The sequence below is a fragment of the Falsiroseomonas sp. HW251 genome (assembly GCF_050563545.1).
GTDB lineage: Bacteria > Pseudomonadota > Alphaproteobacteria > Acetobacterales > Acetobacteraceae > Falsiroseomonas.
In genome coordinates, this window is sequence record NZ_JBNXUM010000004.1 from 170,605 (window position 1) to 192,560 (window position 21,956).

Consider the following 21,956-nt stretch of genomic DNA (forward strand, 5'->3'; position numbering starts at 1 on the left):
GGCGGGGTTGGCGGCATCATGCGCCGCGATCGGCACCGCCGCCATCGTCCGCGGGATGGCGCGGCCGCACGGTGGTGGCAGGATCGGGCGGTGTGCACCGTCATCCTGCTCCGCCGGCCCGGTCATGCCTGGCCCCTGCTGCTCGCGGCCAACCGCGACGAGCGGCTGGACCGGGCCTGGGATCCGCCGGCGGCGCATTGGACGGACCGGCCGGGCGTGGTCGGCGGGCGCGACCGCACCGGCGGCGGCACCTGGATGGCGATGCGCGGCGGCGTTGTCGCGGCGGTGCTGAACCGCCCGGGCAGCCTCGGGCCCGCGCCGGGCAAGCGGTCCCGCGGCGAGCTTCCGCTGATGGCGCTGGATGCCGAGGACGCTGCCGGTGCCGCGGCAGAGATCGCGGCGCTGGACGGCTCGTGCTGGCGGCCCTTCAACATGGTCGTCGCCGATGCCCGCGACGCCTTCTTCATCCGCAGCCTCGGCGAGGGCGCGCCCGGGGCCGAGGCCCTGCCGGCCGGGATCTCCATGGTGACGGCGCACGACCCCAACGACCTCGCCAGCCCCCGCACGCGCCGGCACCTCCCCCGTTTCCGCGCCGCCGCGCCGCCCGACCCGGCGTCCGGCGACTGGCGGGGTTGGGAGGCGCTGCTGTCGGATTCGCGCCTCGGCGAGGAGGGCATCGCGACAGCGCTGAACGTCCCTCCGGTTCAAGGTTTCGGCACGGTCTGCGCATCCCTGGTTGCGTTCGGCGCCGGGGGCGCCAGAATCTGGCGCTTCAGCCCCACCCCGCCGAAGCCCGGCGGATTCGCGACCCTGACGCTGGAGGAGACATGACCCTGACACGCCGCCTGCTGCTGGCCGGCCTCGCCCTGCTGCCGGTGCCGGCCCTCGCCCAGGGCCAGGGGCACGGCAATGGCGGCGGCCAGGGTCGCGGCAACGGGGGCGGCAACCAGGGCGGAGGCAACCATGGGGGAGGCAACCACGGAGGAGGCGGCAATCGCGGCCGCGGGCCGAGCCTCGGCACGCCGGAGCTGAACTCCGTCCAGATCTGGCTCGGCGCCAATCCCGGCTTCGTCGCCCAGCCTCTGCCGCCCGGCATGTACAACCGCCTGGCACAGGGCAAGCCGCTGCCGCCAGGCATCGCCCGCCGCACCGTGCCGCCCGGCCTGCTCGTCGGCCTGCCACGCTATCCCGGCTACGAATACGCCGTCGTCGGCACGAGCCTGGTGCTGGTCGCGGTGACCACCGGGGTGGTGGCGGCCATCCTGTCCAACGCCTTCGGGCGCTGACGCCCGGGCGACCGCGCAGCGGTCGTCACGCACGCCGGGCCGGCCGCCACGCGATCGCCCGGGGCGGGGCAGCCCCACGCGCCGGGCGTGGCGGTTCGGGGCCTGCACTGCTATAGCCACCCCGCCGCCGCCGGCCCCGCCGCGTGGCCGCGCGGCGCCGGCCAGACCGGCCGCCCAGATCCAGGAGTTTTCACCGCCATGGCGCGCCGCCGTCAGGTCTATGAGGGCAAGGCGAAGGTCCTCTTCGAGGGTCCCGAGCCCGGCACCCTCGTGCAGTACTTCAAGGACGACGCCACCGCCGGCAACGGCGCGAAGAAGGGCACCATCACCGGCAAGGGCGTGCTGAACAACCGCATCAGCGAATACCTGATGACGCGGCTGAGCGAGATCGGCGTGCCCAACCACTTCATCCGCCGCCTCAACATGCGCGAGCAGCTGATCCGCGAGGTCGAGATCATCCCGCTGGAAGTGGTCGTGCGCAACGTCGCGGCGGGGTCGCTGTCCACGCGGCTCGGCATCCAGGAAGGCACGCGGCTGCCGCGCTCGATCATCGAGTTCTACTACAAGAACGACCAGCTCGGCGACCCCATGGTCAGCGAGGAGCACATCACCTGCTTCGGCTGGGCCTCCACGCAGGACATCGACGACATCGTGGCACTCACGCTGCGGGTGAACGACTTCCTCTCCGGCCTCTTCCTCGGCGTCGGCATCACGCTGGTGGACTTCAAGCTGGAATTCGGCCGGCTGTGGGAGAACGAGGAGATGCGCATCGTCCTGGCGGACGAGATCAGCCCGGACAATTGCCGCCTCTGGGATTCCCGCACCGGGGAGAAGATGGACAAGGACCGCTTCCGCCGCGACCTCGGCAAGGTCGAGGAGGGCTACCAGGAAGTGGCGCGTCGGTTGGGCATCCTGCCGGAGGCCGGCGTGCGCGACATGAAGGGGCCGGAGACAGTTCAGTGAAGGCCAGGGTGTATGTGATGCCGAAGGCGGGCGTGCTGGACCCGCAGGGCAAGGCCATCGGCCACGCGCTGGAAGGCCTCGGCTTTGCCGGGATCGGCGAGGTGCGCGCGGGCAAGGTCATCGAGCTCGAGCTCAGCGAGACCGATCCCGCCAGGGCCAAGGCGCAGGCCGAGGACATGGCGCGCCGCCTGTTGGCGAACACCGTCATCGAGAGCTTCCGCGTCGAGGTCGCCTGACCCCGCATGGTCAAGGCGTCGCTCTTCATCGTCGCGTTCCTCACGGTGCTGATCGCCATGGGGATGCGCTGGCGCGACAAGCGCATGCCGCAGGTCGCGCAGAAGAGCCGGCTCGACCTGCTGACGCGCGGCAAGAAGGGGCTTGACCGGTGGGTGACCGCGGCGGCTCTGGCCGTGGTGGTGACGCTGGTCGTGCTAGGTGGCCTGAACTGGCTGCGCGTCTGGAACGGAGGCTGACGCATCCGATGACCGCAGGGCGCAGCCAGCGAAGCGCGTGAGCACCGGAGGTCTGAATCGGATGCGCAGGAGCACGACATGAAGGCCGTCGTCGTCGTCTTCCCCGGTACCAACCGCGAGCGCGACATGGCGATCGCGCTGGAACGCGCGACCGGGCGCAGGCCCGCGATGCTGTTCCACCGCGAGACCGCGCTGCCCGCGCGTACCGACCTCGTCGTGCTGCCCGGGGGCTTCAGCTATGGCGACTACCTCCGCTGCGGCGCGATGGCCGCGCAGTCGCCCATCATGCGCGAGGTCTCGGCCTTCGCCGCGCGCGGCGGCCACGTCCTCGGCGTGTGCAACGGCTTCCAGATCCTGTGCGAGGCGCAGCTCCTGCCGGGCGCGCTGCTGCGCAACGCGTCGCTGCGCTTCCTGTCCATGGACTGCCACATGCGCGTCGAGCGCGCCGGCACGCCCTACACCGCGCATTGGCAGAAGGGCGCGGTGTTCCGCGCGCCGATGGCCCATGGCGACGGCAACTGGTTCGGCGATGACGAGACGCTGGCGCGGCTGAAGGGCGAGGACCTCGTGGCCTTCCGCTACTGCACGCCCGACGGCGAGACGACGGACGCGGCCAATCGCAACGGCGCGCGCGACTACATCGCGGGCATCCTGTCGCCCAACCTGCGCGTGCTCGGGCTCATGCCGCACCCCGAGGACCTGGTGGACCCGCTGATGGGCGGCACCGACGGGCTGCCAATGTTCACCTCGCTGGTGGAGAGCCTTGCCGTGGCCTGAAGGCCGAGCGGCGTTACTCCACCCGCACCGCCTCTACGCGTCGGTTCAGCGCGCGTCCGGGTTCGCTGGCGTTGTCGGCGATCGGCTCGTTCTGGCCGCGGCCCTCGGCCAGCAGCCGGTCGGCCCCAATGCCGTTCTGGACCAGCCAGTCCCGCACGGACTGGGCCCGGCGCTGGCTCAGCGGCACGTTGACCGACGGCCCGCCCTGGTTGTCGGTGTGGCCGATCAGGCGGAGGCGCAGCGACGGATCCTCCTGCATGGCATCGCGCACCTGCTGCAGCACCGGCGCGGCGCCGATGTCGAGGTCGGCGGAGTTGGTGCGGAAGGTGACGTAGAGCGACACGCGGCCGGTCCGCCGCAACGAATCCGCCACCGGCGCCTGCACCGGCGCCGCGGCGGCGACGTTCTGCGCGCCGTCGAAGCGGTAGCTCGACCCGTAATCGCCGTATGCCGTAGACGTCACGCCGTTGCGGGTGCTGGCGGCGTAGCGCGGCTGGCCGGGCAGCATGCGGACCGTGACGCTGCCGCCGGTCACCGGCACCACCCCGGCATGGCGGGCAGCGCGGCAGACATGCGAATCGCCGGTGTAGGGCCCGCTGCCCCAGATCGCCGTGCCGCGGGCCACCGCCTCTCCGCTGCAGACGCAGGTCAGCGTCTCGTCCGTGTTGGCATAGGACAGCATGGTGTCGGGGCAGATCTGCGGCCCGGCCGAGACGTTCTGGAAGGCGTAGCTCGCGCCGTAGTCGGGGTAGTCGATGCTCTGCACGCCGTTGCGCGTCGTGCCGGGGTAGCGCGGGCGGCCTGGCAGCATGCGCAGCGTCACCTCGCCGCCGCGGCGCGACACCGCGCCGGCATGCAGCGCCGCGGCGCAGACCGCGCTGTCCGCGGTGTAGGTGTCGGTGCCCCAGACGGAGCCGCGCGGGTTGCTGACCGCCGGACAGGTGCACGTCAGCTTCTCGTCGCTGCCGGCATAGGCGGTCATGTCGTCGGGGCAGGGCTGGGGCCCCGTGGCGGTCTGCACCCCGTCGAACTGGAAGCTGGCGTGATAGGCGCCGTAGTTGATGCTCTGCACGCCGTTGCGCGTGCTGCCGACATAGCGCTGCTGGCCCGGCAGCATGCGCAGGGTCACCGTGCCGCCGCGTCGCGAGACCGCGCCGGCGTGCAGCGCGGCGGTGCAGATGGAACTGTCCGAGGTATAGGGCCCGCTGCCCCAGACCGCCTGGCCGGCACCGCCGGTTTGCGGACAGACGCAGGCCAGCGCCGCCCCCGCGGCCAGCCCGGTCGCATCGGCCGGGCAGGCCTGCGGCGGGCCGGCGACGGGCGGCGCGGCGGCGGCCGGTGGCTGCGGCGTGTCGGCGGGCTTGTCGACCTTCTGCGCCAGCGCCAGGCCAGGCAGCAGGCAAAGCATCAGCAGCGGAAAGCGCATCGCGTCAACAACCCCCGAGCAGACCGGCCGGGGCAGCTTGCCACGCATGGCGCGGTCACGCGATCGGCGATTCCGCGCCCTTCTCCCGCAGCGGAAGGCCGTCGCCGCGCAGGCGATAGCCGCACCGGACCGCTGGCACGCCGAGAAGTCGCGCGGCCTGCCCGGCCAGGCGCTCCATCGCGGCGGCGTCGCGCGAGAAGCCGAGCGTCAGGCGCGGGCCGCCGCGCAGCGCGACGGTGAACAGCATCATCCGCGCCTCGCCTTCCGGCGTGCCGTCGCCGCGCTGGTTCTTCAGCGGGACGTGATCGCCCTGGACGCGGACCGCGGTGACGGATTGCGTGGAAAGCCGGCGGGTCCAGTGCCAGCGGAAGAGGTGCCGGGTGAGCAGGATGCCGTCGGGCGCGATCCGCACCTCCCGCGTTGCCAGCAGCCTGAGCGCGATCAGGGTTGCGACGCCCCAGACGATGGGCACCGGCCAGGGCCCCTGCCCCGCGAAGCCCCACAGCACGACGGTCATGATGCCGGCGACGAGCGCGACCAGGCCGAGGCCGAGATACGCCGCGGGCTCGCGGCGGCGGCCGCCGGTGACGAGAACGCCGGGATCGGGTGTTTCCGTCGGCACCGGCCGCTTGCTCCGCCTGGGATGGGGCGGAGCATAGCGCAGGCCGGCGGCGTCAGCGCAGCGGCGCGTCCAGGTTGCCTGGGTTCAGGCCGAGCGCCTGCGCCGTCATGGGATTGATCTGGCCCGTCGCCTCCAGGCCCCGGCCGCGCTGGAAGCGCTCCAGCGCCGCCTGGGTGCCCGCCCCCCAGACGCCGTCCGCCCCGCCCTGGTAGAAGCCGAGCGCGCGCAGCCTTTGCTGCACGTTGCGCACCGCACGCGGCGACAGGCCCGCCGCCGGGCCGGCCGCCTGCTCCGGCACCGACAGCACCTGCGGCAGCGCGATGCCGAGCGCCTGGGCCGTCGCCAGGTTCAGCGAGCCCGTCGCCGCCAGACCGCGCGCCTGCTGGAACCGATCCAGCGCCGCCTGGCTTTCCGGCCCCCAGACCCCATCAGGAGCGCGCATGTAGACCCCGGCCTCCCGCAGCCTCTCCTGCACGGCCTGTGTCGCCGCCGGCGAAAGCGGCTGGACGAAGGCCAGCGGCGCCGGCGCCTGGGCCAGCGCCGGCGCCGCTGCCAGCGTAAGCACCAATCCGAGCATCACGCGCCCGCGCATCCGCTTTCTCCCGATCTTGCGCAGGCAGAACGGCGCCGGGGCCGGACGGTTGCCGTCGCGGCGCGCCAGACCCGCGCCGGCGGTCCTTGCCTTGGCCTCGCGGTTTCGCCATCAACGCGCCATGGCCGAAACCCCCCGCGTTCCTCCGCTGGCGCCCGAGCGCGCGAAGCAGCTCTCGGCCGAGTTCGGCCTGAAGGCGGACGAATACGACCGGGTGCTGGCGATCCTCGGCCGGGTGCCGACGCTGACGGAGCTTGGCCTGTTCTCCGTCATGTGGTCCGAGCACTGCTCCTACAAGTCGAGCCGGGTCTGGCTGAGGACGTTGCCGACCAAGGCGCCCTGGGTGATCCATGGCCCCGGCGAGAATGCCGGCGTCATCGACATCGGCGACGGGCTCGCCGCCATCTTCAAGATGGAGAGCCACAACCATCCCAGCTTCATCGAGCCCTACCAGGGCGCGGCGACCGGCGTCGGCGGGATTTTACGAGACGTCTTCACCATGGGCGCGCGGCCGATCGCGAACCTCAACGCGCTGCGCTTCGGCATGCCCGACGCGCCGCGGATGACGCGCATCATCGACGGCGTGGTGCGCGGCATCGGGGGCTACGGCAACTGCGTCGGCGTGCCGACGGTCGGCGGCGAGGTGAACTTCCACGCGGCCTACAACGGCAACCCGCTGGTCAACGCCATGACGGTCGGCATCGCGCCGAAGGACCGGATCTTCCTGAGCGCGGCCGCCGGCATCGGCAACCCCGTGGTCTATGTCGGATCCAAGACCGGCCGCGACGGCATCCACGGCGCGACCATGGCGAGCGCGGAGTTCTCCGCCGACGCCGAGGAGAAGCGCCCGACGGTGCAGATCGGCGACCCCTTCGTGGAGAAGCTGCTCATCGAGGCCTGCCTCGAGCTCATGGCGACCGACATGATCGTCGCGATCCAGGACATGGGCGCGGCGGGGCTCACCTCGTCGTCGGTGGAAATGGCGGGCAAGGGCGGCGTCGGGATCGAGCTCGTGCTGGACAACGTGCCGCAGCGCGAGACCGGCATGACGGCCTATGAGATGATGCTGTCGGAATCCCAGGAGCGGATGCTGATGATCCTCAAGCCCGGCCGCGAGGCCGAGGCCGAGGCGATCTTCCGGAAGTGGGAGCTGGATTTCGCGGTGATCGGGCACCTCACCGACACCGGGCGGATCGTCATCCGGCACAAGGGCGCTGTCGAGGCGGAGATCCCGCTCGCGCCGCTGGAATCCGAGGCGCCGCTGTATCGCCGCCCGACGACGGAAACCCCGAAGCAGCCAGTGCTGGATCCGGCCTCGGTCGCCGATCCCGTGGGCGTGCCGGCTGCGCTGGCGAAGCTCGTGGGATCGCTCGACCTCTGCTCGCGCCGCTGGATCTGGGACCAGTACGACAGCACCGTCGGCGGCCAGACCGTGCAGCGCCCGGGCGGCGCCGATGCGGCGGTGGTGAAGCTCGAGGGCCTGAAGCGTGCGCTGGCCATGACCACGGATTGCACGCCGCGCTACTGCCTGGCCGACCCGGAGGAAGGCGGCAAGCAGGCCGTCGCCGAGGCCTGGCGCAACCTGACCGCCGTCGGCGCGACGCCGCTCGCCATCACCGACAACATGAACTTCGGCAACCCCGAGAAGCCCGAGATCATGGGCCAGTTTGCGAGTGCCGTGCGCGGCATGGCCGCCGCCTGCACGGCGCTCGACTTCCCCGTCGTGAGCGGCAACGTCTCGCTCTACAACGAGACCAACGGCAAGGGCATCCTGCCGACCCCCGCGATCGGCGGCGTCGGCGTGCTGGAGGATGCGGCGGCCTCGGTCGGGCTCGCGCTGAAGCCGGGCCTGGACCTCGTCGTGATCGGGGAGACGACGGGCTGGCTCGGCCAGTCGCTCTGGCTGCGCGAGATCGCGGGGCGAGAGGACGGCGCCCCCCCACCGGTGGAGCTGGCGGCCGAGCGCCGCAACGGCGACTTCGTCCGCGCGCGGATCCTGGCGGGACAGGTCGCCGCGTGCCACGACGCCGCGGATGGCGGGCTGCTGGTCGCGGTCGCGGAGATGGCCATGGGTGGCGGCGTTGGCGCGACGCTGGACGCCCCGGCCGGCCTTCCCGCCCACGCCTTCTGGTTCGGCGAGGACCAGGGCCGCTACGTCCTGGCGGTTTCCGACGGCGCGGCGCTGCTGGCCGCGGCGAAGGCCGCCGGCGTGCCCGCGGCGCGGCTGGGCCGCACGGGCGGCGGGGACTTGGTTCTCGCCCCCGGCTCCTCCATATCCCTGGCAGAGTTGCGGGCCGCCCATGAGGGCACGCTGCCCCGGCTGATGGAGGCTGTTGGCTGATGGCTATGAATGCGGCCGAGATCGAGGCGCTGATCAAGTCGGCCCTGCCCGACGCCGTCGTCACGATCGAGGACCTCGCCGGCGACGGCGACCATTACGCCGCCAAGGTCGTCTCGGCCGCCTTCAAGGGGCTGCCCCGCGTCAAGCAGCACCAGATCGTCTATGCCGCGCTGCAGGGCCGGATGGGGGGCGCGCTGCATGCCCTCGCCCTGCAGACCCAGGCGCCCGAGTGAACCGCTTATCCCGAGGGGAATGAGAGAGATGGCTGACCAGGTCCACGACCGCATCCAGGCCGAGATCACCGACAACCCGGTGGTGCTCTTCATGAAGGGCACGCCGGTCTTCCCGCAATGCGGCTTCAGCGCCCGCGTCGTGCAGATCCTCAGCCATGTCGGCGTGCCCTTCAAGGGCGTAAACGTGCTGGAGGACATGGAGCTGCGCGAGGGCATCAAGTCCTTCTCGAACTGGCCGACCATCCCGCAGCTCTATGTGAAGGGCGAGTTCGTCGGCGGCTGCGACATCGTCACCGAGATGTTCCAGGCGGGCGAGCTGCAGGGCCTGCTCGAGGAGAAGGGCGTTACCGCGAAGGCGGGGGCGTAACACTCTCCCCCTTTCGGTTTCCCTCTCCCGCTCGCGGGGGAGGGTGCCCGAGCGGAGCGAGGGCGGGTGGGGGTGCTGCACCCGCGTAACCTTGATTTAGCCTCGCGCCCCGCCCGCCCCACACCAGGGGCGTGCGCGTCTCCATCGTCACCCCTGCCTTCGACGTCGCCCCTTTCGTCGCCGACGCGATCCGCTCGGTGCGCGCGCAGTCGCACGCCTCCCTCGAACTCATCCTCGTCGATGACGGCTCGCGCGACGGCACAGCCCGCGCGGCCGAGACCGCCGCCGAGGACGACCCGCGCATCCGCATCCTCCGCCAGGCCAATGCCGGCGTCTCCGCCGCGCGCAACGCGGGCATCGCGGCTGCGACCGGGGACACGCTGCTCTTCCTCGACGCCGATGACTGGCTGGCGCCGGATGCCGTCTCGCGCCTTGTCGCGGCGCTGACGGGCGATGCCGTCGCGGCCTATGGCCCCTGGGCCGCCATGGCCGAGTCCGCCCATCCCGGCGATTCGCCGCTTCGCGTGAAGACCGGCCCGTTTCCCGCCGGCGACATCCTGCCGCGCCTGCTCATCCGCAACCTGCTGGTCAATGGCGGGCACGCGCTGATCCGCCGCGGCGCCTTCGACACCGCCGGCGGCTTCGATCCCGCGATCCGCTACGGCGAGGACTGGGAGTGCTGGATACGCTTGGCGCTGCAGGGCCCCTTCGCCCGCGTGGGCGGCACGGCGCCCCTGCTCTTCGTCCGAGAACGCGCCGGCAGCGCCTATCGCCGCATGGCGCGCGATCCCGCGGCCTTCGCGCCGGCGATGGACGCGATCTGGCGGAACCCCGCGGTGAGGGTGCGGCTCGGCCCGCGATTCGCTGCGATCAAGGCGCGCGCCGAGGCCGAGAACGGCTGGGTCGTGGGCAAGGAACTCCTCCGCCACGGCGCGCGCGACGAGGGCCTCGCCACGCTGCGACGCGCCTTCGCTGCCGCGCCCGGCGCGAAGCGCGGCCTGCTCCTCGCGGCCGCGCATCTGCTGCCGCTGATCCCGGGCGGGCTGCACGGCCCGTTCCGGCGCTACGCGCAATAGCCGAAACACGCGCGCAACCCCGGCGAAACACGCCCTGCGGCGATCCGTGCCATCCTTGCCGGCGAAAGCGAGGACAGGATGCAGTCCGGCGACAGGCGGCCCATCGCGGCGCGCGAACTCGGCGTAACCCAGAAGACCGCTGCCTGGCTGGTGGCGCGCGGCGCCTCGGCCGACGGGATCTCGCTCGCCGGCATGGGCGCAGGGATCATCGCCGGGCTGGCGTTGGCCGGCACGGCCTGGTGGCCGGGCGCGGCGCGGCCGCTCTGGCTCGCGGGCGCGCTCTTCGTGCAGTTGCGGCTCCTGGCGAACCTGCTGGACGGGATGGTGGCGATCGGGCGCGGCATCGCCTCGCCGGCCGGGGAGCTCTTCAACGAGGTGCCGGACCGCGTGTCCGACACCGCGGTCTTCATCGGTCTCGGCGTGGCCTGCGGGAATGTCGCGCTGGGCCTGGCCGCGGCGCTGGCGGCGATGGCGACGGCCTATGTCCGCGCGGTCGGCAAGGCCGCCGGCGCGCCGAGCGATTTCCGCGGGCCGATGGCCAAACAGCACCGCATGGCGCTGGTCACCGGCCTCGCCGTGATCTGCGCCATCCTGCCCTTCGCCTGGACGGCTGCCTTGCCGATGATCGCACTCTGGGCGATCACGCTGGGCTCACTCTACACGACCTGGCGGCGCCTGTCGGGCGCCTGGGTCTTCCTGAAAGCGCGCCGATGAGCACCGCCTTCGCCCATCCCGTCACCGTCTGGATCGTCAGCGCGACCGCGCTGGTGCTGGCCGGCGCCGCGGGCGCGATCTTCTTTCTCTCCGTCACCGGACGCGCGAGGCCCGACTTCCGGCGCGAGCTCTGGCTGCGATTCGGATCCTGGTGCGTGCTGCTGCCCCTGATGATCGTCCCGGTGCTGATCGGGCGCGTGCCGACCATCCTGCTCGTGACCGTGCTCGGCCTGCTCTGCTACCGCGAATACGCCCGCGCCACGGGGCTGTTCCGCGAACGCGTGCTCTCGGCCTTCGTCGCGGCCGGCATCCTGATGGTGAACCTCGCCGCGCTCGACAACTGGTACGGCTTCTTCGTGGCACTCTGGACGCTGTCGGTCAGCGTGCTGGCGGTCGCGACCATCCCGCTCGACCGGCCCGCGGGCTACATCCAGCGCGTCGGGCTCGCGGTGCTGGGCTTCATGCTGTTCGGCGCGGGCTTCGCGCATCTCGGCTTCATGGCGAACGACGCGAACTACCGCCCGCTGGTGCTGCTGCTGATGACCGCCGTCGCGCTGAACGACTGCGCGGCCTTCACCTGCGGCAAGCTGATCGGCGGGCCGAAGCTGCTGCCAGCGACGAGCCCGAACAAGACGATCTCCGGCGCGCTCGGCGCGGTCTGCGTCACGGCCACCGTCGTCGCGCTGCTGGCCTCCGCGATCTTCGACGGCACGCCGATGGACCGCTGGTACTGGCTGATCCTGCTCGGCGTGCTGGTCAGCGTCGCGGGGCAGATGGGCGACCTCATGCTGTCCTCGATCAAGCGCGACATCGGGATCAAGGACATGGGCGCGGTGCTGCCGGGCCATGGCGGCATCCTGGATCGCTTCAACTCGCTGCTGCTGGTCTCGCCGGCGGTCTTCCACCTCGTCCACTACCTCGTCGGCATCGGCGGCGGGCAGCCCGTGCGGGTGATCACGGGATGACGGAGTGGAAGTTCAGCCCCGCCCGCGACCTGGCCCTGGCGCCGTCCGACCGCTGGCGCAGCCTGGCGCGGGAGCGCGGCCTGTTCGAGCTTGCGGCCAACGGGCTGTGGCGCCGCGTGCTGCGGCTCTACCTCGCCGTCGCGCACCGGCTGGAGGTGACGGGGCGGGAGAACCTGCCGGCGCCGCCCTTCTGCATGATCGGCAACCACACCAGCCACCTCGACGCACTGACCTTCGCCGCGGCGCTCCGCGGCGACGCCGCGCGCGCGGCCCACGCGCTGGCCGCGGAGGAGGTCTTCTTCGGCTCCGACGCGACCGCCGCCTTCGCGGCCTATGCCATCAACGCGCTGCCCGTCCGGCGCGGCCGCACCACGCGCGGCGAGATCGAGACGCTGCGGTCGCGCCTGGTCGAGGACCGCCTGGTCTACATCCTGTTCCCCGAGGGCACGCGCAGCCGCAGCGGCGAACCAGGCGAGTTCAAGCCGGGCCTCGCGACGCTCGTCCTCGGCAGCGACGTCCCCGTCGTGCCCTGCTGGCTCGATGGCGCGCATGCCGCCTGGCCGCCGGACCGGAAATGGCCGCGTCCGGGCAAGCTCTCGCTCTCCATCGGGAAGCCGCTGCGCTTCGGCGACCTCCCGGCCAACGCCGCCGGCCGCGCCGCGCTGACCGCGGCCGCGCGCGAGGCGGTGCTGGCGCTCCGTCCGTAGCCGCCCCTTCCCGGCGCGCGGGCCGCGCGTTACCGCTAGGCGATGCAGCACGCAGCCCGGCCGCGCCCATGACCGTCACCATTGCCAAGGTCCAGGCCTTCGCGATCCGCTCCGATCTCGTCGGCGGCACGCCGCGCACGCCCGCGCGCCGACCGCCCTGGACGGCGGATGCCGAGGTCGCGGGTCCGATGTCGGGCTATCCCCGCTACAAGAAGCTGCGCGCGGCCTGGCGGCCGAGCTGGCCTGCGGTGGGCTGCCTGGCCACCGCGAGCGACGGCAGCTGGGGCTTCGGCGTCAGCCGCTACGGCGCGCCGGTGATCGAGACCATCAACGGCCATCTCGGCCCGCTGCTGGTGGACGAGCCCGCCATGGCCACCGAGAAGCTGTGGGACATGATGGTCCGCATGGCGTCTCCGTATGGCGCTCCGGGCCTCGGCGCCTACGCCATCAGTGCGATCGACCTTGCGTTGTGGGACCTCAAGGGCAAGCTCCTCAGCCGGCCGGTCTACGAGATCATCGGCGGCCCGTCCCGTCCGCATATCGAGTGCTACGCCACCGGCGGCGACACCGACTGGCACATGGAGCTCGGCTTCCGCGCGACGAAGTATCCCTGCCCGCACGGCCCCGCCGACGGCATCGCCGGGCTCGAGGCGAACGAGGCCGCGGTGGCGCGGATGCGGGAGACCGCAGGCCCGCATTCCGAGATCATGCTGGATTGCTGGATGGCCTTCGACGTCGAATACGCCGTGCGCCTGGCCGATCGCCTGCGCCCCTATCGCCTCCGCTGGATCGAGGATTGCCTGATGCCGGAGGACATGGAGGGCCTGGCGAGCTTGCGCGCCCGCCTGCCCTGGATGGGGCTGGCGTCCGGCGAGCACTGGTACATGCCGCAGCCCTTCGCGACCGCTGCATCGCGGCGGCTGGTGGACGTGCTGCAGCCCGACATCGGCTGGGTCGGCGGGCTGACGGCGTGCCTGCGCGTCGCGGCGATCGCCGACGCCGCGGGGATCGAGGTCATCCCGCATGCCGGCATGAACACGCCCTATGGCCAGCATTTCGGCCTCGCCGCGCCCTGCAGCCGCTGGGGCGAGTATTTCCTGGGCTCCGCGCCCGGCATCCCGCTCGAGGAGACGCGGCTGTTCCCCGGCATGGCCGTGCCCGTGGACGGGCGGCTGGTGCCGAGCGACGCGCCAGGCTTCGGCCTCGGCGCGACGCTCGACGACATCGCGGCGATGAGGGTCTGAGCGCCCCCGGTCAGCCGACCCAGAGATCGTCGGCAGGCGGCGCCGCCCGGTCCTCTTCCGGTCCGATCAGGGCGATCCAGCGCGCCATGAGGCTGGACCAGAGATCGGCGTCCTGTGGCGCATCCTCCGGTTCGGCCGGCGCCCCAGGACCGAAGACGAAGCTGTCATCCTCGCCGGGCAGGTCGTCGCCGGGCAGGGGCATGGGCGACCTCGCCTCGGTGTGGGAAGCGGAGGAGAGCACGCCGCCCCCGCCGCCCGCCCGTCAGCAAGTGTAACGTCAGCCGAAGACCAGGTCCTGCGCCGCCAACGCGGTCACGCCGGAGAGCAGCACGCTGCCATGGTCCCAGGTGAAGAGCAGGCCCTCGGCGGTCTGCCGCTGGGCGACCTGGTCCGCGGCGTGGCCGATCCGCAGCACGTCCTCGCCGGCATGGAAGTCGGCGACGGCGGTGTGGCCGGCATCCGCCACCAGCGTGTCGTGCCCCGCGCCGAGCGTGACCATCGCGCCCGACCAGCCCCCGTCATAGCTGCCGTTGTACAGGGGCCCGTTGTTCCAGCGGTCGGTGTCGGCGAGCGAGGAGAGGCCGGCCGCCGTGACGTGCACGGCATCGTCGCCGGCGCCGGTGTCAATGCGCATCGTGTTGCTCGCCGCGGCGTCGTCGCTGTGCGCGACCCAGGTGACGTGGTCGTTGCCCGAGCCGGTCCTGGCCGAGCCCTCGCGCAGGCTGACCAGCATCAGGTCGAGCGCGCCGGACGTGCGGAAATCGAAGCTGCCGGCGACGAAGTTGTCGTAGGCGAGATGCGCGGGCGCCGCGCCGCTGCCCGTCGCGGTGACGACCGTGCCCCAGGCCGGCATGACGCCGAAGGTGGCGTAGTCCGTGCCGGCATAGGCGTGCGTGCCAAGCCAGACCTGGTCGGAGGCCGTGGTGCCCGCCGGCATGCCGGTTTCGGCCGACGGCGGCGGCGTGACGGGCGGCGGCGTGGTCACGACCGGCGGCGGCGTGGTCACGACCGGCGGCGGGGTGGTCACGACCGGCGGGGGCGTGGTCACGACCGGCGGGGGCGTGACGACGGGCGGCGGCGGCGTGGTCGGGGCGCCCCCGCTGGGCGCGGCGTAGGACATCTCGAAGACGTCCACGCTGTTGTCGCCGTTCTGCCAGGCCGCGGCCCAGGCGGGCTGCTCGCCCACGCCGAAGGCGCCGTTCTCGCCGCCATGCGCGGCGTCCTGCGGGACGTGCTCGGTCGTCGTCCACTTCAGCGCGCCGTCCACATACATCGAGAGGTGGTCGGACGCCCATTCCAGCGAATACGTGTGGACGCCGCGCGGGTCGAAGCCGGTCAGCGCATAGCCCTGGCTCTGGTCCGAGCCGTCGGCGCCCTTCCAGTGGATGGTGGAGTACGGGTTGCCGTTTCCGTCGAGCTCGACGAAGTCGAGCTCCGGCCCGGGCCACCGGTCCGTCGAAGGCCAGAGGCAGGCGAAGGCGCCAGGCGCGCTCGAGTTGATCTGCATGGTCACGCTGTAGAGGCCGAAGCCCTGGGCCGCCGTCGCGCCGCCCGGGAACTGCATCATGCCGGAGGACTGCCAGCCCTCCCCGGCCCAGGAGCTGACGGTCGCCATGCCGTCATGCACCCAGACATGGCCCCAGGTATGGCCGATCTGCCCGAGGCCACCGTCGAAGGTCTCCGTCCAGGAAGTCGAATAGCCCGGAATACCGGCTGCATTGGCGGTTGAGAGGGAAGACGCGGCGAGGCTGCTGGATGTGCCAGACATGAGGGCTCCGTGCTGTCGGGGTCGGGCGCGCGCTCGCGGCGCCGTGACCGCACGTATACGTTATACATCTCTGGCGTGCCAAATACTATGGCGTCATAAACTGTCGGTTGAAAACCAGGGCGTTGAAATCCGGTCTGAAATCTCGCGTCGACGCGCGCTTCGCACAAAGCAAAGGCGCCGATCCCATTCGGAATCGGCGCCTCGGGAGGCTCGTCGAGTAACGTCAGGCCAGCGCGAGTAGAACCCGCTGATTACCGCGAGTAGAACTCGACGACCAGGTTCGGCTCCATCTGCACGGGGTAGGGCACGTCGGAGAGCTTCGGCGCACGGACGATGCGGCCGCGCATCGCGCGGTGGTCCACCTCGATGTACTCCGGCACGTCCCGCTCGCCGCTCTGCACGGCGTCGAGCAGCGCGGTCATCTGCTTCGACTTCTCCTTCACCTCGATCACGTCGGTGTCCTTGACGATGTAGGACGGGACGTTGAGACGCTTGCCGTTCACCGTGACATGGCCGTGGTTGACGAACTGGCGCGCCGCGAAGGGGGTCACGGCCAGCTTCATGCGGTAGATCACGGTGTCGAGCCGCCGCTCGAGCAGCTCGATCAGGTTCTCGGAGGTGTCGCCCTTCCGGCGCACCGCTTCCTCGTAGTACTTGCGGAACTGCTTCTCGCCAATGTTGCCGTAGTAGCCCTTGAGCTTCTGCTTCGCCATCAGCTGCACGCCGAAGTCGGTCGGCTTCTGCTTGCGGCGCTGGCCGTGCTGGCCGGGGCCGTATTCGCGCTTGGCGACAGGGGACTTGGCACGGCCCCAGAGGTTCACGCCGAGGCGGCGATTGATCTTGTACTTGGATTCCGCGCGCTTGGTCATGCGCTGCACCTGCCGGGCCTCTCGGCACCGGTCCTTCTTCATGGCGGACGCTGAAGCGTCCTGGTTTGTCCCGGTAGTCCCAGAGGGCCTTGGCCCAAGGGCGGGCGCGGCGGATCACCCGCCGTCCGCGTTCCCGGAAGTGGGCGGCTTCTAGGCGCCCCCCGGCCCGCTTGTCAAACGACCGGCCCCTCCCCTACTCCGCGCCCATGGTGACGCGCGAAGACATCCTGGTGCTGGGGCTAACGGCCGGCGTGGTGGGCAGCCTGGTCGGCGGGCTGATGTTCGGCATCGGGATGGGCCTAGTGGTCAACGGCGCCCATATCGGCTGGCTGATCGCGCTGCCCGGGGCGCCGGTCTCGGGCGGGCTGGGCTGGCTGCTGGCGCGCAAGCTCGCGAAGAAGCTGGCCTGAGGCGATGCGGCGGGCCGGGGCGGCGCTGCTGGTGCTGGCCCTGGCGACGCTCGGCGCCGCGGGGTGGCTCGCGGCGGAGCCCGTGCGTCTCGCCTGGTCGGGCCAGCGCGTCGAGGGCCGCGCCGCCGGCGTGCTGCGCGAGCCCTTCGGCCCCTTCGTCCGGCTCCGCCCGATCATCGCCTATCGCATCGGCGGGGCGGAGCGGCGGGTGCTCGGCAGCGGCCTGGTCGCCTACCCCGCCGGCGTGACGGTGCCGGTGCTGCAGGCCGGCGAGCGGGCCGGCCTGCCCGGCCTGTTCGAGGGCTGGGCGGGGCCGGCTTCGCTTGGCCTGCTCGCGCTGCTGCTCGGCGGGCCGGGCGCCTGGTTCTGGATGCGGGCGCCCCGCCGCGATCGCCGCATCGATTTCTCCACCGCCGAGATGGAAGCGCGGCGCGCGCGCGGCGAAGCGGCGATGGGCAAGCGGCAGAAGGTGCTCCGGAGCCGACGGTAGCCTGCCGCGATCCGCCGGTTCGGACGCCGTTCAGTCCAGCGGGATGGACAGGAAGACGCCGCAATGGTCGGAAGCGCCGGTGCCGACGCCCTCGAACGGATCGATCGGGCCGCCAAAGGCTTTCGGGGCGGTGTTGACCTTGCGCACGATCTTCGGGTCAAGCCCGCGCCGTTCGATCACCGGCAGGATGCCCTGGGTCCGCGCCGAGAGATCGGGCGAGAGGAGCAGGTAGTCGATCTGCTTCTGCTTCGGTCCGACCTTCTCCCGGGCGTAGTAGTGCGTCCAGCGCGCCGCGGCGGGCAGGCGATCGACCACGTTCTCAAGCCCGGCCTGGGTCACGAGCTGGCGCAGCGCCGACTCTGTGGGGCCGGCATTGAGGTCGCCGGCCACCACGTAGTGGCCACGGCCATCCGGGAAGTCCTCCGCCAGGATGGCCGCGACTCGGTCGGCCTGCCGTTTGCGCTTGGCGCGGCCGTCATCGATCGTGCCGTCTGGGTAGCGCGTCGGCAGTTTCGACTTGAAGTGATTGACGTACATCGTCAGGCGGAAGCCGCCGGCATCCACCGTCGCCGCGAGGCAGTCGCGGCTGAAGATCCGCTTCGTCGGGGCGCTGCCCTTCGGCTCCCACCGACGCGACCGCACGGCAACGATGTCGTGCCGCGACAGGATGCCGACGTCGATCTGCCGGGGATCGTTGCCGTCCACCACCATCGAGTAGGGGTAGCGTCGCTTCAGGTATTGCCTGTTGAAGGCGTCGAGTATCTCGATGTTCTCGACCTCCTGCAGAGCGACGACATCGGGGTCGTTGGCGAGGATCACCTGCGCGGTGGCGAGCCGCTCGGCCTCGCCGATCGGGCCCGAGCGTTCCAGGATGCGCCGGAAGTCGTTGATGGTGAGCCTGTCGGGATCGACCGGGACGACCTTCATGCCGTTCCTGGTCTTGTCGAGCATCTCGTAGCGGAAGAACAGGTTCTGGACGTTGAAGGTGCCGATCTTGAGGGATCTCGCCATGTGCCGGCCTCCTGCATCGCTGGCAGCGCAGCACGACCCGATATGATGATGAAGTGAATTTTCTAGGGTCGCGCGGGGGCTGGTGCCGGGCAGCGCGCCCACTCAGTCCGGCGTCATCCCCGCCAGCGCGATCAGCCGCCGCTTGTACTCGAAATCCTCCCGCACGAAGGCGGCCGCGGCCTCCGGCGTCGAGGCATGCACGGTGTAGCCGTTCGGGGTGAGCTGCCGGTCGCGCAGCGCGGGTTCGGCCATGGCGGCCGCGATGTCGCGCGAGATCCGCTGCACCAGCGCCGGCAGCGTGCCGGCGGGCGCGAAGGCGCCGAACCAGGTGCGCGGGTCGATCGCGCCGTGGCCCGTCTCGGCCAGGGTCGGGACCTGCGGAAAGGCATCCAGCCGAGCCGGCTTGCCGACCGCAAGCGCCTTCAGCGTGCCCGCGCGCAGATGCTCCTGCGCCGAGGCGATGCCGGCCAGCGTCATCTGCACCTCGCCCGACAGCGTCGCCAGCACCGCCGGCGTCAGGCCGCGATAGGGGACGTGCACGAACTCGAGCCTTTCCTGCGCGGCGAGCGCGGCGAAGGCGAGATGCGGCTGCGACGCCGTGCCGTAGCTCCCGAAGTTAAGCTTCCCGGGCTGCGCGCGTGCCGTGGCGACAAGCCCGGCCATCGTGTCCGCGCCGACCGAGGGGTTCACCAGGATCATCTGATGCACCTCGACCAGCACCGTGACCGGCGCGAGGTCGCGCATCGGGTCGTGCGGCATCGACCGGATCAGGTGCGGGTTGGAGGTGATCGAGTTGTCCGCCGTCACCAGCAGCGTGTGGCCGTCCGGCGGCGCCTTGGCGACGATGTCCGTCCCCGGCACGGTCGAGCCGCCGGGCCGGTTGTCCACGACGACCGCCTGCCGCCACACCGGCTGCAAACGGTCCGCCAGACCGCGCGCCAGCGCATCCAGCCCGCCGCCCGGCGGGAAGGGCACGACGATGCGCACTTGGCGCCCGGGAAAGGCATCCTGCGCGCGGGCGATGGCGGGGAAGGCAAGCGTCGCGAGCAGCGCGCGGCGGGGCAGGCGCATGGTCAGGCTCCGAGGAAGAAGTCGCGCAGGAGCGCGGTGGTCTGCGCCGGCGCCTCGATCTCCGGGAGGTGGCCGATGCCGGGCGGCGAGAGGAAGCGCGCGCCGCGGATCGCCTCCGCGATCGAGCGGCCGACCGTGTCGGGCGGGTTCACCTGGTCGTCGGCGCCGGTGACGGCGAGCACGGGGCAGGCAATGCGCGGCGCGTAGTCCTGGACGACGTCGGCGATATCGGTGCAGCGCGCGGCCTGCACGAGCCCGCGCGGGTTCGTGGCCGCGACGACGCCCTGGACCATCGCCAGCACCTGCGGCGGCGCGGAGGGCGAGACCAGCTTGTTCGACCGCGTGCGCGCCAGCGCGACGCCGCCCTCGGCGACCGAGGCCGCGCGCAGCGCGAGCATCTGCGCGCGTCCCTCCGGCCCCTTCCAGCGCTGGCCGCGCGACGTTCCCAGCAGCGCGAGCTTCGCCACGCGGTCGGGACGGGTCGCCGCGATGCAGGCGCCCAGCATCGAGCCGAAGGAGGACCCGGCGACGAAGACCGGCCCGTCGACACGCAGCGCGTCAAGCAGCGCGATCGCGACGGCGACGTAGTCCTCGGGCCTCGGCGAAACGGCGCGGAAATTGTCGGTCAGCATGTAGCCCGGCGCGTTCCAGGCGATGACACGGGCATCCTTCGACAGCGCGTCCAGCGTGAAGCGCCAGCCCATGGAATTGGCGCCGATGCCGTGCAGGCAGAGGATCGTCGCCGGACCCTGCCCCGCTTCCATGAAGGACATGCGCGGCCCTTCCAGGCCGAGGTTTGCCGCATCGACTTCCACGAAGCGGAGGTCGGGCAGCGGCGGGACCGTCGTGCCGTCGGGGTGGTTCATGGCGTCTCTTCCCAGGGCAGGCCGGGCACCTCGCCGGCGAAGCGGCCGCGCACCATGCGGCCGCGCGAGAGCTCCGTCACCACGCCGTGCAGCGTGCGTAGCTCCTGCTCCGTGACCTCCCCGCGTTCGAACCAGTGGCGGAGGTTGCGCACCATGCCCGGCCGCTTCGGCGCGTTGTGCAGGAAGCCGGCGGCGTCGAGCTCCGCAACCAGGCGATCGAGGAAATTGTCGAGCTCCTGCTTCGTCGCGGGGCGCGTCTCATGCGTCTGCAGTTCGCGCGGCGGCGTGGTCTCCGCCTGCATCCACCACTCATAGGCCAGGATCATCACAGCCTGCGCCAGGTTCAGCGAGTTGTGCTGCGGGTTCAGGGGATAGCGCACCAGCGTGTCGCATTGCGCGAGGTCGTCCGCCTCGAGCCCCGCGCGTTCCGGTCCGAACAGGACGGCCAGACGGAGCCCGCGGGCGTTGATCTCCCGAAAATCCTCGGCGGCTGCGCGGGCGTCGCGCATGGGGATGACGACGTGACGCGGGCGCGGGCAGGTGCCGAAGACGCGGTGGCAGTCGGCGACCGCGCTGCGGATGTCGGGAAAGAGCTGCGCGGCGTCGAGGATCGCGTCGGCGCCGGAGGCCGCCGCCCAGGCATTGGGCTGCGGCCAGTGGTCGCGGGGCGCGACGATCCGCAGATGGAAGAGCCCGCCATTGGCCATCGCGCGCGCCGTCATGCCGATATTCGCCGCCATCTGAGGCCGCACCAGCACGACGATCGGGCTTTCGCCCGGCGGCGGCGTGAGGGGCGCGCCGCCTTCCCCGCGCCCGCCGGTCATCGAGGTGGCGCGGTGCGCGCGAGGAAGGCGCGAAGCTCGGCGATCTCGGCTTCCTGGGCGCGGATGATCTCCTCCGCGATGCGGCGCATCTCGGGGTCGGTGCCGTATCGCAGCTGCACGCGCGCCATCTCGATCGCGCCCTGGTGGTGCGGGATCATGGAAGCCGCGAAGTCAAGGTCGGGGTTGCCGGTGTAGCGGATCGCCATGTCGCGATGCATGCGGTCGTTGGCGGCACGGAATTCGCGGGTCGCGGGCGCGTCGGTGCGCGCGGACGCGGTAGCGTGGCCAGCGTGCTGGGCAAGAGCGGGCGTCGAGAGGACGAGGGCGAGGAGGAGAAGGCGGGTCATGCGGAGGCTCCGGGCGTGGGTCCGGACGTGAGGTGGGGGGTTGCGGTCGTGGGAAGGCAAGGGTCGGTCACGACGATCCCTCCCCCGCAAGCGGGGGAGGGCCGGGGAGAGGGTTTGCGGAACTGCCCGCATTCAGCGCATCGCTCACCACATCCTGTATGCGTGCAAGAACGCCTTCGCGATTCTCCATAACCTCATTGTTCCAGAAGCGCAGCACGCGCCAGCCCAGCGACGCCAGCTTCGCATCACGCGGGACGTCGTCGTCTCCGCCGTGCTGGCCACCATCCACCTCGACGACCAGCATGATGCTGGGCGCCGCGAAGTCCGCGACGTAGTTCGCGATCGGATGCTGAAGACGGAACGGCACACCGAGCGCGTTCACCCGCAGCGCACGCCACAGCACACGTTCTGCGTGTGTGGAATCGCGTCGCAGCCGCCGGGCGGCATCGCGCAGCATCGGGTCCTTCAGGACCGGCCCTGGCCCCCTCCCCGACCCTCCCCCGCTTGCGGGGGA

General features: G+C 71.7%; 28 protein-coding genes. 16 read left to right on the top strand and 12 right to left on the bottom strand.

Annotation, left to right across the window (positions count from 1 at the left end; translation table 11 throughout):
• Window positions 1–90 precede the first annotated feature (90 nt).
• The 6 genes from ACLF3M_RS06235 to purQ all read left to right on the top strand — a co-directional run bounded on the left by ACLF3M_RS06235 (window position 91) and on the right by purQ (window position 3,499).
• On the top strand, window positions 91–831 hold the full coding sequence (locus tag ACLF3M_RS06235) for an NRDE family protein (RefSeq protein ID WP_430656000.1): 741 nt from the start codon (window positions 91–93) through the stop codon (window positions 829–831).
• Window positions 828–1,286 carry an anti-virulence regulator CigR family protein gene (locus tag ACLF3M_RS06240; RefSeq protein WP_430656001.1) on the top strand — a complete coding sequence of 153 codons (459 nt, stop codon included), beginning with the start codon at window positions 828–830 and terminating at the stop codon, window positions 1,284–1,286. The genes ACLF3M_RS06235 and ACLF3M_RS06240 overlap by 4 nt, the downstream gene beginning before the upstream one ends.
• A 198-nt stretch (window positions 1,287–1,484) precedes the next feature.
• The gene (purC, locus tag ACLF3M_RS06245; protein WP_430656002.1) at window positions 1,485–2,249 is read left to right on the top strand and encodes a phosphoribosylaminoimidazolesuccinocarboxamide synthase; all 765 of its coding nucleotides are present in this window, start codon (window positions 1,485–1,487) and stop codon (window positions 2,247–2,249) included.
• The gene (gene purS / locus ACLF3M_RS06250) at window positions 2,246–2,485 is read left to right on the top strand and encodes a phosphoribosylformylglycinamidine synthase subunit PurS (RefSeq protein WP_430656003.1); all 240 of its coding nucleotides are present in this window, start codon (window positions 2,246–2,248) and stop codon (window positions 2,483–2,485) included. The genes purC and purS overlap by 4 nt, the downstream gene beginning before the upstream one ends.
• 6 nt (window positions 2,486–2,491) lie before the next feature.
• A complete protein-coding gene (locus ACLF3M_RS06255; protein ID WP_430656004.1) occupies window positions 2,492–2,722 on the top strand; it encodes a hypothetical protein in 231 nt (76 codons plus the stop codon).
• A 78-nt stretch (window positions 2,723–2,800) separates the two neighbouring features.
• Window positions 2,801–3,499: a phosphoribosylformylglycinamidine synthase subunit PurQ gene (gene purQ / locus ACLF3M_RS06260; RefSeq protein ID WP_430656005.1), complete on the top strand. Its 699-nt coding sequence runs from the start codon at window positions 2,801–2,803 to the stop codon at window positions 3,497–3,499.
• Between the two features lie 13 nt (window positions 3,500–3,512).
• On the opposite strand, the gene ACLF3M_RS06265 is transcribed toward purQ, so the two are convergent.
• Genes ACLF3M_RS06265 through ACLF3M_RS06275 form a run of 3 tightly spaced genes read right to left on the bottom strand, consistent with a single transcriptional unit; the run spans window position 3,513 to window position 6,139 of the window.
• Window positions 3,513–4,973 carry an LCCL domain-containing protein gene (locus ACLF3M_RS06265; RefSeq protein ID WP_430656006.1) on the bottom strand — a complete coding sequence of 487 codons (1,461 nt, stop codon included), beginning with the start codon at window positions 4,971–4,973 and terminating at the stop codon, window positions 3,513–3,515.
• A 7-nt stretch (window positions 4,974–4,980) separates the two neighbouring features.
• The gene (locus tag ACLF3M_RS06270; RefSeq protein WP_430656007.1) at window positions 4,981–5,547 is read right to left on the bottom strand and encodes a hypothetical protein; all 567 of its coding nucleotides are present in this window, start codon (window positions 5,545–5,547) and stop codon (window positions 4,981–4,983) included.
• A 52-nt stretch (window positions 5,548–5,599) separates the two neighbouring features.
• Window positions 5,600–6,139, bottom strand: coding sequence for a peptidoglycan-binding domain-containing protein (locus tag ACLF3M_RS06275; RefSeq protein WP_430656008.1), 540 nt, complete (start codon window positions 6,137–6,139; stop codon window positions 5,600–5,602).
• Window positions 6,140–6,260: 121 nt separating this feature from the next.
• Between ACLF3M_RS06275 and purL the strand changes: the two genes are divergently transcribed.
• The 8 genes from purL (at window position 6,261) to ACLF3M_RS06315 (ending at window position 13,786) form a co-directional block, all read left to right on the top strand.
• The gene (gene purL, locus ACLF3M_RS06280) at window positions 6,261–8,480 is read left to right on the top strand and encodes a phosphoribosylformylglycinamidine synthase subunit PurL (RefSeq protein WP_430656009.1); all 2,220 of its coding nucleotides are present in this window, start codon (window positions 6,261–6,263) and stop codon (window positions 8,478–8,480) included.
• Window positions 8,480–8,713, top strand: coding sequence for a BolA family protein (locus ACLF3M_RS06285; protein WP_430656010.1), 234 nt, complete (start codon window positions 8,480–8,482; stop codon window positions 8,711–8,713). The genes purL and ACLF3M_RS06285 overlap by 1 nt, the downstream gene beginning before the upstream one ends.
• 28 nt (window positions 8,714–8,741) lie before the next feature.
• Window positions 8,742–9,080 carry a Grx4 family monothiol glutaredoxin gene (gene grxD / locus ACLF3M_RS06290; protein ID WP_430656011.1) on the top strand — a complete coding sequence of 113 codons (339 nt, stop codon included), beginning with the start codon at window positions 8,742–8,744 and terminating at the stop codon, window positions 9,078–9,080.
• Window positions 9,081–9,211: 131 nt separating this feature from the next.
• The gene (locus ACLF3M_RS06295; RefSeq protein ID WP_430656012.1) at window positions 9,212–10,156 is read left to right on the top strand and encodes a glycosyltransferase family 2 protein; all 945 of its coding nucleotides are present in this window, start codon (window positions 9,212–9,214) and stop codon (window positions 10,154–10,156) included.
• Between the two features lie 78 nt (window positions 10,157–10,234).
• Window positions 10,235–10,870, top strand: coding sequence for a CDP-alcohol phosphatidyltransferase family protein (locus ACLF3M_RS06300; RefSeq protein WP_430656013.1), 636 nt, complete (start codon window positions 10,235–10,237; stop codon window positions 10,868–10,870).
• Window positions 10,867–11,835: a phosphatidate cytidylyltransferase gene (locus tag ACLF3M_RS06305; RefSeq protein WP_430656014.1), complete on the top strand. Its 969-nt coding sequence runs from the start codon at window positions 10,867–10,869 to the stop codon at window positions 11,833–11,835. The genes ACLF3M_RS06300 and ACLF3M_RS06305 overlap by 4 nt, the downstream gene beginning before the upstream one ends.
• Complete coding sequence (locus ACLF3M_RS06310; RefSeq protein WP_430656015.1) at window positions 11,832–12,542, top strand: lysophospholipid acyltransferase family protein; 711 nt, start codon at window positions 11,832–11,834, stop codon at window positions 12,540–12,542. The genes ACLF3M_RS06305 and ACLF3M_RS06310 overlap by 4 nt, the downstream gene beginning before the upstream one ends.
• Before the next feature lie 68 nt (window positions 12,543–12,610).
• Window positions 12,611–13,786, top strand: a complete 1,176-nt coding sequence (locus tag ACLF3M_RS06315) for an enolase C-terminal domain-like protein (RefSeq protein WP_430656016.1) — start codon at window positions 12,611–12,613, stop codon at window positions 13,784–13,786.
• 10 nt (window positions 13,787–13,796) lie between these two features.
• On the opposite strand, the gene ACLF3M_RS06320 is transcribed toward ACLF3M_RS06315, so the two are convergent.
• From ACLF3M_RS06320 to rpsD, 3 genes are all read right to left on the bottom strand, one after another.
• Window positions 13,797–13,988: a hypothetical protein gene (locus tag ACLF3M_RS06320; protein ID WP_430656017.1), complete on the bottom strand. Its 192-nt coding sequence runs from the start codon at window positions 13,986–13,988 to the stop codon at window positions 13,797–13,799.
• Window positions 13,989–14,063: 75 nt separating this feature from the next.
• A complete protein-coding gene (locus ACLF3M_RS06325; RefSeq protein WP_430656018.1) occupies window positions 14,064–15,554 on the bottom strand; it encodes a family 16 glycosylhydrolase in 1,491 nt (496 codons plus the stop codon).
• A 251-nt stretch (window positions 15,555–15,805) separates the two neighbouring features.
• On the bottom strand, window positions 15,806–16,423 hold the full coding sequence (gene rpsD / locus ACLF3M_RS06330; RefSeq protein ID WP_430656019.1) for a 30S ribosomal protein S4: 618 nt from the start codon (window positions 16,421–16,423) through the stop codon (window positions 15,806–15,808).
• A 206-nt stretch (window positions 16,424–16,629) separates the two neighbouring features.
• Between rpsD and ACLF3M_RS06335 the strand changes: the two genes are divergently transcribed.
• Together ACLF3M_RS06335 and ACLF3M_RS06340 are read left to right on the top strand one after the other, a co-directional pair.
• Window positions 16,630–16,833, top strand: coding sequence for a hypothetical protein (locus ACLF3M_RS06335; protein WP_430656020.1), 204 nt, complete (start codon window positions 16,630–16,632; stop codon window positions 16,831–16,833).
• 4 nt (window positions 16,834–16,837) lie between these two features.
• Window positions 16,838–17,323 carry a hypothetical protein gene (locus ACLF3M_RS06340; RefSeq protein WP_430656021.1) on the top strand — a complete coding sequence of 162 codons (486 nt, stop codon included), beginning with the start codon at window positions 16,838–16,840 and terminating at the stop codon, window positions 17,321–17,323.
• Window positions 17,324–17,353: 30 nt separating this feature from the next.
• On the opposite strand, the gene ACLF3M_RS06345 is transcribed toward ACLF3M_RS06340, so the two are convergent.
• From ACLF3M_RS06345 to ACLF3M_RS06370, 6 genes are all read right to left on the bottom strand, one after another.
• Window positions 17,354–18,334 carry an endonuclease/exonuclease/phosphatase family protein gene (locus ACLF3M_RS06345; RefSeq protein WP_430656022.1) on the bottom strand — a complete coding sequence of 327 codons (981 nt, stop codon included), beginning with the start codon at window positions 18,332–18,334 and terminating at the stop codon, window positions 17,354–17,356.
• Between the two features lie 102 nt (window positions 18,335–18,436).
• The gene (locus ACLF3M_RS06350) at window positions 18,437–19,405 is read right to left on the bottom strand and encodes a Bug family tripartite tricarboxylate transporter substrate binding protein (protein WP_430656023.1); all 969 of its coding nucleotides are present in this window, start codon (window positions 19,403–19,405) and stop codon (window positions 18,437–18,439) included.
• 2 nt (window positions 19,406–19,407) lie between these two features.
• Window positions 19,408–20,271 carry an alpha/beta fold hydrolase gene (locus ACLF3M_RS06355; protein WP_430656024.1) on the bottom strand — a complete coding sequence of 288 codons (864 nt, stop codon included), beginning with the start codon at window positions 20,269–20,271 and terminating at the stop codon, window positions 19,408–19,410.
• A complete protein-coding gene (locus tag ACLF3M_RS06360) occupies window positions 20,268–21,095 on the bottom strand; it encodes an RNA methyltransferase (RefSeq protein ID WP_430656025.1) in 828 nt (275 codons plus the stop codon). The genes ACLF3M_RS06355 and ACLF3M_RS06360 overlap by 4 nt, the downstream gene beginning before the upstream one ends.
• Window positions 21,092–21,442 carry a CopM family metallochaperone gene (copM, locus tag ACLF3M_RS06365; protein WP_430656026.1) on the bottom strand — a complete coding sequence of 117 codons (351 nt, stop codon included), beginning with the start codon at window positions 21,440–21,442 and terminating at the stop codon, window positions 21,092–21,094. Before copM ends, ACLF3M_RS06360 begins: the two co-directional genes overlap by 4 nt.
• Window positions 21,443–21,509: 67 nt before the next feature.
• Complete coding sequence (locus tag ACLF3M_RS06370) at window positions 21,510–21,899, bottom strand: endonuclease domain-containing protein (RefSeq protein ID WP_430656027.1); 390 nt, start codon at window positions 21,897–21,899, stop codon at window positions 21,510–21,512.
• Window positions 21,900–21,956: the final 57 nt, after the last annotated feature.